This is a genomic window from Bradyrhizobium sp. (assembly GCF_049512235.1).
GTDB lineage: Bacteria > Pseudomonadota > Alphaproteobacteria > Rhizobiales > Xanthobacteraceae > Bradyrhizobium.
Genome location: NZ_JBEKXH010000220.1, coordinates 1 through 10,560 on the forward strand (window position 1 = coordinate 1; position 10,560 = coordinate 10,560).

The 10,560-nt window shown below is 63.0% G+C and carries 9 protein-coding genes; 6 read left to right on the forward strand and 3 right to left on the reverse strand.

What is annotated here, in order from left to right; all coding sequences use genetic code 11:
- Nucleotides 1-249 precede the first annotated feature (249 nt).
- Nucleotides 250-669 (forward strand): endonuclease domain-containing protein, encoded by a 420-nt coding sequence (locus ABSG20_RS19970; RefSeq protein ID WP_423866237.1) that lies wholly within the window; start codon nt 250-252, stop codon nt 667-669.
- A 74-nt stretch (nt 670-743) separates the two neighbouring features.
- On the opposite strand, the gene ABSG20_RS19975 is transcribed toward ABSG20_RS19970, so the two are convergent.
- Nucleotides 744-1,352, reverse strand: coding sequence for a hypothetical protein (locus tag ABSG20_RS19975; RefSeq protein ID WP_423866238.1), 609 nt, complete (start codon nt 1,350-1,352; stop codon nt 744-746).
- Nucleotides 1,353-1,499: 147 nt separating this feature from the next.
- Between ABSG20_RS19975 and ABSG20_RS19980 the strand changes: the two genes are divergently transcribed.
- A complete protein-coding gene (locus ABSG20_RS19980; RefSeq protein ID WP_423866239.1) occupies nt 1,500-1,979 on the forward strand; it encodes a hypothetical protein in 480 nt (159 codons plus the stop codon).
- A gap of 82 nt (nt 1,980-2,061) precedes the next feature.
- On the opposite strand, the gene ABSG20_RS19985 is transcribed toward ABSG20_RS19980, so the two are convergent.
- Nucleotides 2,062-3,093, reverse strand: coding sequence for an acyl-CoA desaturase (locus tag ABSG20_RS19985; protein WP_423866240.1), 1,032 nt, complete (start codon nt 3,091-3,093; stop codon nt 2,062-2,064).
- 372 nt (nt 3,094-3,465) lie between these two features.
- Between ABSG20_RS19985 and ABSG20_RS19990 the strand changes: the two genes are divergently transcribed.
- From ABSG20_RS19990 to ABSG20_RS20005, 4 genes are all read left to right on the forward strand, one after another.
- A complete protein-coding gene (locus tag ABSG20_RS19990; protein WP_423866241.1) occupies nt 3,466-3,837 on the forward strand; it encodes a hypothetical protein in 372 nt (123 codons plus the stop codon).
- A 294-nt stretch (nt 3,838-4,131) separates the two neighbouring features.
- The gene (locus tag ABSG20_RS19995) at nt 4,132-4,776 is read left to right on the forward strand and encodes a formyltransferase family protein (protein ID WP_423866242.1); all 645 of its coding nucleotides are present in this window, start codon (nt 4,132-4,134) and stop codon (nt 4,774-4,776) included.
- A gap of 380 nt (nt 4,777-5,156) precedes the next feature.
- Nucleotides 5,157-6,977 carry an alpha/beta hydrolase family protein gene (locus ABSG20_RS20000; protein ID WP_423866243.1) on the forward strand — a complete coding sequence of 607 codons (1,821 nt, stop codon included), beginning with the start codon at nt 5,157-5,159 and terminating at the stop codon, nt 6,975-6,977.
- Nucleotides 6,978-7,628: 651 nt separating this feature from the next.
- Complete coding sequence (locus ABSG20_RS20005; RefSeq protein WP_423866244.1) at nt 7,629-8,216, forward strand: sterol desaturase family protein; 588 nt, start codon at nt 7,629-7,631, stop codon at nt 8,214-8,216.
- 140 nt (nt 8,217-8,356) lie between these two features.
- Here the strand turns inward: ABSG20_RS20005 and ABSG20_RS20010 are convergent, their stop codons facing one another.
- Complete coding sequence (locus ABSG20_RS20010; RefSeq protein WP_423866245.1) at nt 8,357-10,033, reverse strand: carboxylesterase/lipase family protein; 1,677 nt, start codon at nt 10,031-10,033, stop codon at nt 8,357-8,359.
- Nucleotides 10,034-10,560 lie beyond the last annotated feature (527 nt).

Sequence of the window (10,560 nt, forward strand, 5' to 3'; positions counted from 1 at the left end):
CTTGCGATGCTGCGCTCCCTCCCCCGCTCTTCGCGGGGGAGGGTTGGGGTGGGGGAAGCTCCGGGCGAAAATCCATCGATCGGGTATCGCGGCCACATCGCCACGAGGCTGTGCATTCCATCCCGAATGCAGGTGCACCAGCTATCGTGCGAGGATATGATCGGTCCATCCCTCCGGCGAAGTCTGCTCCCTCTCCCGCACTTCGCGGGGGAGGGTCGGGGTGGGGGTCTCGCCGCATCGGAGGTCATGATGGCTGAGCAAAAAAGCCCAACCTGGAAAGTGTCTTCAAAACTGCGCTCCAACGCACGCACGCTGAGAAGGAACTCAACCGACGCCGAACGAATACTCTGGTCCGAACTTCGCGATCACCGGTTAAACGGCGCCGGTTTCCGGCGCCAGGTTCCTATCGCAAACTACATCGCGGATTTCGTCTGTCATGCGGCCCGGCTGGTGATTGAGCTCGATGGCGGACAGCATTTTTCAGATCAAGCCGAACAGGCCGACGCGCGACGCTCAGCCGTGATTGAGGCGAAAGGCTTTCAGGTGCTTCGCTTCAGCAATCACGACGTGATGACAAATCGCGCAGGTGTGCTGGAAACAATTGCGACTGCCGTTGCGGCGCGAGCCCCCACCCTAACCCTCCCCCGCAAGAGCGGGAGAGGGGACTGACCGGTTTCGGGGCTAAGGCCAACTACAAAATTTCCAAAATTTCAGAATTGAGTCTAATTAATTTGACGGCCGGCCTACGGCAGCAACGCCGCCGGCAAGTCATCGTACGTGTAGGCCCGCGGGCGGTTGCGCCGGACAAATCCGCCGACCTGCCAGGCAAACAGCGCGGCAAAACCGACCAGAAACAATGCGCCCGGCCATTCGCCTGTCGTGAGGGCGCGCACGAAAAGTCCCGACATCGCGATCGCGACCAGGCTCAGCAATGCGAGCGCGGCCGCATAGGTCCGCGGCCCGAGGCCGCCGCTCAGCGCGGCATTGCTTCCGGCCTCTCGCATCCGCCCATGCAACTGCGTGATGAAGGCGCTGTAGTCGCGGCCCTGCGGCGCCATCAGGGCCGCGGTCTGCCAGCTGGTCGACAAGATGGCGAGGCGCGAACCATCGACATGTTCGATATCGGCGCGAAAGCGGCGCGACTGCATCCACACCGGGCGGTACGACAGCCGGATCGCCGCGATCGCGGCGTAGGGCCACGTGCCCGATCTTCCGGAGAGGTGCCACGACAGCCCATGGTCGGTCAGTTCGAAACGATGAGCCGCGCCGATCAGCGACGCCTTGTAGGCGTAGCGGCTGACCGGGGCGCCATCCGCCGAAATCGTTGCCTGGTCCTGCAGCGGCTTTGGCAATCCCTTAGGTCCCGGTCACAGCGCGCGATCCGCCAAAGCGCTCGCGCGCCCCATGGCGTGAACCGATTGGCGATCGGAGCATGCGCGCCTGGAATGGATCAGGGCAAAGGCTTGCGCGCAGCGCCGGCGTTATCTTACAAGCCTACCATGGCCGAGACGACCTATTTCCCGCGCCGGCTGATTCTCGGCGGCGCCATGATTTCGGGAGTGCTGCTGGCGCTTGCCGTGCACATGCTGGGCGTGGGCCTCGGCCTCGACCTCGGCGGGCTGTGGCGATCGGACACGAGCGATTTCGTGCCGACGGGAGCGGCGATGGCGTGGTGGCTGATCGCCAGTGTCGGCTTTTCGGGCGGCTATTTTACCGCAACCCTGATGGACAGCGCGGTCTCCGGACAGATCCCGGAGCGGATGCGGTATTTCCTGATCGCCGTCGGCGTGCTGGTGCTGGCGGGCGCCGGTCAGGCCGCCTCCGCGCCCAGTCCGCTCCCGACCATTTCCGGCGTGCTCGCGGGCCTGGCGGCGCTTTGCCTCGGCGCGGTGGTGGCGTTTTGCGGCGCGCATTTTGCGCTGCGCAAGGGTGATGAAGCGCCACGGGCACCTCGCAGGCAGTCGGCCGCCGCTGGGTAACTCAGGATGGGGTCAGAAGCTCCCTCCCCCCACGCGCATCGCGCGTGGCGGGGAGGGGTCGGGGGTGGGGGTGGCGCGGCGTTCACCGAAGCAGCGGTTCCTGCTGACCCCCCACCCCCAACCCCTCCCCACCGCTTCGCGGGGGAAGGGGAGAAGCAGACCCCAGCGCAGCCGCCGGAACCGGCGGTTGCTTCGGCAGCTGTACGTCCCATGCCAGCCCAAGCAGGACCAACAGACGCAGCAGCAGATAGGTCAGATCGATCTCCCACCAATGGCGCTGATTGGACGCGGAATTCGGCTCGGCGTGGTGATTGTTGTGCCATCCCTCACCGCTGGTGATGATGGCCACCAAGGCATTGTTGCGGCTGTTGTCGCTGGTCTCGTAGTTGCGGTAGCCGAACAGATGGGGAAAGGAATTTCCGCACCACGTGACATGCCAGACCAGAACGGTTCTGATGATGACGCCCCAGAGCCACAGGCCGGCGCCAAATTGCAACGCCTGATGGATCGTTCCGCCCCGTGCCAATTCGATCAGGGCGCCGGCCGCAAAATACAAAAGCGACTGGGCCAGCGTGATCCACACCACGGCGCGCTCGATCCATCGATAGAATTTGTCGCGGATGATATCGCGCGCATATCGGTCATAGGCGACCGCGCGGCGCAGGTCGGTATTTTCGATGAACAGCCACCCGACATAGGACCAGAACAAACTGACCAGGGGACTATGCGGGTCGGCCCGATCGTCGGCGCGGTGATGGTGCAGGCGATGGGTGGCCACCCACCGGGCCGGCGTATCCTGAACACAGCAGACCGCGATCATGGCAAAGCTATGCTCAAGCCACAGCGGACAACTAAAGCTTCTGTGGCTCAAGAGCCGATGATAACAGAGATTGATCCCGGCGGCGCCAAAGATATAGACCCCGACCACCGCCAGCGTGACCCCGGTCCAGCTGAAGAACCATGGCAGCAGCGCCAGCAAAGCAATCAGGTGATAGCTTCCAACGGCGAACGCATAACGCCAATTGATCTGCCTGTGACCGGCACCGTTTGGACGGGACAGAGATCGGTCATGGCAAACGGCAACAGCCACGCCGGCGCGGCCAACTTCCTCCATCGACTTTCCTGATTCTCAATGAGCAGGTCTTGTACACCCTGTTTGGCGAATCCCGGTACATTATGTTGCCGGGCTGCCGGCCAGCGGCGGAACTGAGAAAGAGGGCGCCCTGAGGGGCGCCCCTACGTGACGTCGAACTCCGTAGGGGCGGCGCGCGCGCCTTGTGGTCGCCCTCTTTCGGCGCCCCCGCATCCTTCTCCTCGAAAGATTACGAAAATTTTAGCCGCCGGCCGTTCGCGCTGGCGGGTGTTGGAAGTGGTTTTGTTTACCATCGGCCGCGATGGTTAACCGATGATTAACCGATGATTAATTCTATTCTGCCAGTGGTGCTTGCGGCGACCCGCTATCCCACGGGGCGAACGGAGGTTTCCAATGAGCGACATCATGAGCATCCTGCAATCTGCCTACGCGGCAACTCCGCAGAGCCTCATCTCACCGGGCGACAAATTCGCCGCCGTCGATCCGAAAAAGTATCAGGGAACCTGGACCGGCAAGGATTATACTAATCAGCCGATAACGGTTTCGATTACCAAGGTCAGCGGCTACCGCGCCAGCGTGACGCTTCAGACTTCCGCCGGCCTGCAGTTTCAAAGAGCCCTTATCACCACCAAAGGCACGTTTCGGGTCGGCGATTCCCAGTTCACGCTCACCGGGACCGGCACCGCGCGAATAAACACGATCGTGACCGATCCCACCACCGGCATCCAGACCAATCAGCAGGCTATCCTTGATCTGAAAAGCTAGCCCAGCGTTTCCGAAGTTCTGATCAAATCGACGCGTGCGATGCTGCGCTCCCTCTCCCGCTCTTCGCGGGGGAGGGTTGGGGTAAGGGTTGGGGTGGGGGAAGCTCCGGGCGAAAATCCATCGATCGGATATCGCGGCCACACGCAACCAACACCGCCTATGCCGCGTCCCCACCCCACCCTCCCCCGCGAAGAGCGGGAGAGGGAGTGAGAGGCCAATGCCCGTGGCCTGAAATAATAGGTTTCACGGAATCGATCCACTAGCCTGCTGCGTATTGGCGTGGAGAAAGACGCGATGTTTGATACGATCATCCTGCTGACCAGCGCGGTCGAGCGAGCGATTTTCATCTCTGTTCTGTCCACGCATCATCCATGCCTGACGATCATCCCTGTGCAAGCGCTGGCGGACCTGAACGCCCTGGAGCCCGACACGCTGGCGCGGGCGCGGCTGATTGCCTACGCTACCGGCGTCATCGTGCCGGCGAATGTCCTCGATCAGCTCGGCTACGGCGCCTATAATTTTCATCCGGGACCGCCGACCTATCCCGGCTGGGCGCCGGCGCATTTCGCGCTTTACGAGCGCGCCACTGAATTCGGCGCGACCGCACATGTCATGATCGCCCGGGTCGACGAAGGCCCGATTGTCGGCGTCGAGATGTTTTCGATTCCGCCAGGCGCCTCCGTGGTCAGCCTCGAAGGCATGGCCTATGCACGTCTCTCCTATCTGTTCTGGACCTTGGCAAAACCGCTGGCCGCCTGCAGCGAACGGCTGCCTCAGCTGCCGCTGCGATGGAGGGGGACGAAAAGCACACGCCGCGACTACGCGGCGCTCTGTAACATTCCCCTGGATATTCAGAGGGAGGAACTGGATCTCCGCGTCGAGGTGTTCGGCAGAGATCCTAACTTCGGTTCGCCCAGAACATTTATCTGCACGGCGTAGGGTTCCGCACCGTGCTGCCGAATCGCCCGAGCAGCCCCCGTAGGCGGGCTGGAGCCCACCGGGTCCGCCGCGAATGCCCGGCGTGCACGAGGCATATTTTTACAATCGCGATTGAACCGGGCGGTCGGAGTTCGACACCCAACTGAAGGCTGCCGCAGTGCGGTTTCCAGTTCCGTGGCTCCATGCTTCGAAACGTATCGCGGAGGCTGTCATCGGGCGCGCGTTGGCGCGGCCCGTTGGCGATGCTCCCCGGAGGATGAGGTCCGAGCCCGCAAGAGCGAAGGCTGCGCCTCTCGAACCATGATCCGGTTCAACTGGAAAGTGCTGTGGTGGCAGAGATAATTTCAGCGCGCGCATTTGCTGACCGAAAGGGACTTGCCATGCCAGGGATTCGAACGGCATTCCTCCTGATCGCCTGTCTGCCGCTTGGGGCCTGCGTCACAAGTCCGCTCAGCCGAATTGGCGCGGAGTCTTCGAACCCGGTCGCACTGTCCGGCTACGCCACCTCTCCCGGGCAGGCGGTCACCATCCAGGCGGTCGATCAGAACACCGGAAATCCGGTGACCCAGGGCGTGACCAATTCGGCGATGTCAGGCCTGCCGTTCAAGACATCCGGCGGGATCGGCTACACGCTCTATCCCTGGTCGTACAACGCAGGCGTGCTGCCGCCCAACTACTGGTCGCCGCAGTCGATCGTCGCCGACGTGGCGACCAGCCAGGGACATCTGGAGATCACAGCCTCCGCCGGCGGCAGCAACCTCGACACCTTCAGCCCGGCCGCTTTCAGTTCCGCGCTGGTGTCCGGCCAAGACCCTGCGACCGCGGCCAATCAATACTCCGACGGCAAGTCCACCGTGCTGTTCGATCAGACGGGCGTCGGCTCCGGCCCGGAGACGCCGTGGGTGACCGTGCAGGGCATGATCTCGGACCAGCATTCGAAGCTCTATTCTGCGGTAGCCTGGAGCGTCGGCTACTATACGGTCGAGGACGGCAAGAAGATCTACGGCCTGATTTGCGCGCCGACGTCGGGCGGCCCCTACCCCCTGGTGATCTACAACCACGGCGGCACCGGCAGCACCGATGGCGGCAACATCAGCGGCGTCGTGACCGCGGCGGGCTGGACCAGCCAGCCCCCCACCGCGCCGGACGGTCTCGGCCAGTGTCTCGACTGGGCCAAGCGCGGCTGGGTGTTCGCGACCACGTCCTACCGCGGCGAGAGCGTGAGCATCACCTCCTCGAGCCCGGCGTTTGCATCAAACACCTGGACCTCGGACGGCCGCGTCGAGTTCTGCATGGGCGAGGTGACCGATGTGATGGCGCTCACCGATCTCCTCGTCAATCACACCAGCGCCATCACGCTCGGCAGTCCCAGCGAGAGCGTGCCGATCCAGGTCAACGGCAAGCTCCTGATGTACGGCTATTCGCACGGCGGCTGCATCACATACCGCGCGGTCGAACAGGGAGCGCCGGTCACCGCGTTTGCCGACATCGAAGGTTTTACCGACCTCAGGCTGAGCTACCTGACCGGGCTATCGGAGGGCTTTACGCCGGTGCAGGCCGCGATCGGATCGGGGGCCTATCAGCCCGGCGTCAGCGTCTACTTGCCCGATAGCAGCGGCGTGATGGGCTATAACTGGCGTTCCGCGCATTACTTCGCTTCGCGCGGCGACCTCGCCATCCAGAAATTCAAGACCATGCCGATCCTGATCCTGCAGGGCGACATCGACACCGACTACTTTCCGGCCTATCCACTCAATCCAACCCCCAATCCGGTCCCCCTCGCCCAGGCTGCCGCGATCGCAGCCGACATCGGGACCACCAACATTTTCGTCGGCCCCACCGGCGTTTCGCCGCCGTCGAGCGAGCCCTGCATCGACGGCCCGGCGGGCGCGGCGCTGCCGCCGACGCTGACGGCGCCGAACGGGTCATGCCCGATCTCGTTCACCCTCATGGACACCGGCGATCCCTGCGTGAACGGCAGCACGCCGCCGCCCGGGCTCGGGCTCTGCAAATTCCTGCCGCTGCCGCTGACGCCGCTGCCGGGCCAAACGCAACAGCTGCATTACCTCGTGGTCTACCACAACATGTACCACACCAATGGCGGCCTCGCGATCAAGGAGACCTTCAACCGCTTCGCCGAGCTGAATTTTGACCGGCAACCCGGCTGCGACGGCCTGGAAGCCGATTGCGCCTCGGATTGACGACGTCTGTCCTTGGACCCCCCTGCTGGATCATCAGGATAATTCCAGGACCTCGTTGAGGGTGCTTCGAAGGACAAACGAACAAGCGCACACTCGTTCCCCAATATATGTCGGAAACCCGACAGATGGCGATCGCATAACCGCGATACCCGGCGATCCCTTCAGCCTACTCGGGCCGAGCCAACTCGCCCAAAAGCCATCCTGTCGTGCCCGTTTTCATCGGATCGGCTGCCAGCAACCGTGTCTCCGTGTGGTGGCACTTAAGGCATTCGAAGGTTCGGTTCTCGAAGCCGCCACGCGCATCCTCAACGCCGACTGTCAGCATTCGCGTTTGGCAGGTGGGGCAACGCGGGCGCTGGATCGGCAGTAGTTCGGGATCGGGCTTTCGCATGGCGACGCTCGCCGAGGGTCAGACGGTGATGGGCAAAATTACTATCCGCACGCGAAAACTGTCTGTCCGGTACCGGACAGAATATCCGGGAATATATTTATAAACCTGCGGAACTTTTGAGAACAAGGCCATGCCGGTCCGCATGCACGTACGGCCAAATCTTGAAGTTGTAACATGCGTCTTCACAGAGTGTTATTTCCTGAGTACGTTCCCCACAGGCCCTGCCGCCGGGTGGTGATGCAATGAGGCGAGCAGCGATCATGACCAGCCTCTCCGCCGACGTGACGCGGCGGGTTCGGCATTTCGGTGACTTCGTCACCGTACCGCTTGCCATCGTGTTTTTCGCGTGCCTGGCCGGCTTATATTGTCTCTATCTGATCCTGTTGGGCGTCGCGGCCTGGACGCTGCTGGAATATCTGGTGCACCGAATTGTCTTCCACCGTTATGCTTCCGTGGGCCAACGCCTGCATCAGCTTCATCATGAGCATCCGAACGATCCGGACTCGGAAAGATCCAGCCTCAGTACGCCGCTGATCGCCTTCCCGATCGGGTATCTGCTGATCCGCCTCGCCGGGGTAGAGGCTGGGTCAGCGATTTTCGCCGGACTGCTGCTGGGGTATCTGGCTTTCATCGTCGTCCACCATGCCGTGCACCGCTGTGCGATCGAACCAAACTCCTGGCTCTACTCAGCCAAGATGCGGCACCTCGCGCATCATCGCTTCGAGAATTGCAATTACGGCGTGACGACCATTTTTTGGGACGTCGTTTTTCGCACCAGCGCAAGCAAGCACGATTGCCGGAGGCCCGGATTCCGGAGCCTGATGAAAGTGCTGGAGCGGAGATCTTGACGCTGACCTGGTGGACCGATTCCATGAAACCTATCAGGTCAGGCTACAGGCATTGGCCTCTCACTCCCTCCCCCGCTCTTCGCGGGGGAGGGAGCGCAGCATCCCAAGCGCCGATATGCCCGAACTTCGGAATCGCCCAACTAATCCCTGGCGCCGGTCCGCTGCGGCGGCGCGTTCGCTGGCGCCGGCGGGTGCGCCGCCAACCAGTCCATGCGCTGCAGGTCCATGGTCTGCACCGCGGCGGTGTCGCCGAATACCATGTATTGCGGCGACTGCGGCGACCAGGCGGGCCAGTTGAGCCGCGGCGTCGAAGGCTTGCCGGTCTCGGCAAATGCAATCAGCGCGCCGGCCATGCGGTCGGTGAGCTCGCGGTCGTACGCCGTCCAGACCCGCGTCGGCCGCTGCCAGTTGAACGCGTCGAGGGTGTCGAACCAGTAGGGCACGTCGGCGGTGTGGTAAGCCCCGACGGTCAAAGGGTTCTGGTCGGCGATCCCTACGCCGGGCGCATAGGGATGCTTGCGCATGAAGGTGTCGATATAGACCGGCGCCGTCCCGTATTTGGCTTGCACCTCGGCGCAGCTGCGCGAATTCATCATCATGCCGTTCTCCATGGCCGCGCGATGGGCCATCGGCTGAACGTCGGCGTCGGTCGGCGCCGGGTAAAGCTGAAGGAACTGGTCGGCGTCGGCGCCGTACATCTGGCGCGCGATGGCCTGGTAGTCCGCGACGTTACCGGCGCGGGTCAGCCTGTATCGCGCCGCATCGAGGTCGTCGCCGTTGGAACTGGCGATCACCGGCACATCGCTCGCCTGGTGCGAGGCGAAGGCCTGCTCCTTGGTGCCGGTCCAGAAATAGCCGTCGACCACCGAGGGAGCCCGGACACCGGACACGCTGAGGCCGAGCTGGTTTTCCTCCTGAAGCGCAAGGATGCGGTCGGCCGGCACGTTGCGCATGGCTTTGAGGTCCGGTGCGCCAAGGCGCTGCTGCAGTTCGAGTCCGGCGTTCTCGCCGTCGGCGAGCGGGTTCACGCCGCCGATCATGCCGGTGCCGCTGAAGTTGCAGGCGCTCGACATCATCGCGCCGCGGAACAGGCCCTTCGACAGCGGGCTCGTCACCTGTGCCGCCACGGAGCCGGCTCCAAACGACTGCCCGGCGATGACCACCTTGCCGGGATCGCCGCCGAACTTCGCGACGTTGTCGTGGATCCATTTCAGCGCCGCGTTCTGGTCGAGATAGCCGTAATTGCCTGAATGGCCGCCCTGCTCCCGCGTCAGCTCAGGATGCGCCATGTAGCCAAGCAGGCCGACGCGATAGTTGAAGTTGACAAAGATGGCGCCCCGCCTGGCCATGTTCTCGCCGCCGTAACTGGCCATGCCCGACGAGCCGAGCGTCCCGCCGCCACCGTATATGAAGACGATGACCGGGCGGCCATCGCCAGGCTTGGCTTCGGCCGGTGCCCAGAGGTTGAGGTAGAGGCAGTCTTCGCTGGTCGGCTCCTCGCCGAAGTAGTGGTTGATGTCGTGGGCGCGCAACACCTGAATGCATTCGGGACCCCTGCGGTCGGCATTCCAGATACCGTCCCAGCTGATCGGCTGTGGCCGCTGCCAGCGCAGTTCGCCAGTCGGCGGCTTGGCGAAAGGAATTCCCAGATAGGCCTTCACCCCGGAGCCCAGCCTGGTTCCCGAGACTTTGCCGTCTGCGGTCGCCACGGGATCGCCTGGCAACGGCACCATCGCATCGGCCGAAACCAATGTGGTCGAGGCGAGCAGAGCGCCCGCCAGCGAAATCGCTGCGATCGCGGATAGCCCGATGCCCATCGCGCATCCTCCCTGTGTTGGTTTTTTTTCGCAAACGGGAAGCGTTGCTCGCCCGGTTCTGAACGGACTTCCCAGGAATCTAACACGAACTCCGGGTCGGCGGGAGAGGTGTCGTGGCATCTCCGCCTTCGCTCTGCGAGTTGCGGCGGATGGGGCGGCTCCAAATCCTTGGGCTGCGCACGCGCGGCATGCGAACTGATTGCCGTGATGATGAGGAGATGCCGGTGATTTGCCCGACGTGTCAAATTATTTCTTGTCCGCCAAGCCTTCCGACGACGCCGCGCAAAAAAGAAACTTGCCCGACGGGCTAGGACAGGCCCTAGATCTGGTGTGATTTGGGCTGTCAAGCCACAATAAGAAAAATATTACTGTTGCTGTTTTGTTCGAATCAGTCCAGGGTCACCGCTGTCTCGTTCCAGATGAGGGGCGTATCGCGATCGTCAGACACGCGGGATGAGATGCGGTGGACGCGGCAGCGTCGGGCGTGGCCAGGACATGGCAGGGCAGGATGTACATTGAGGTCGCCT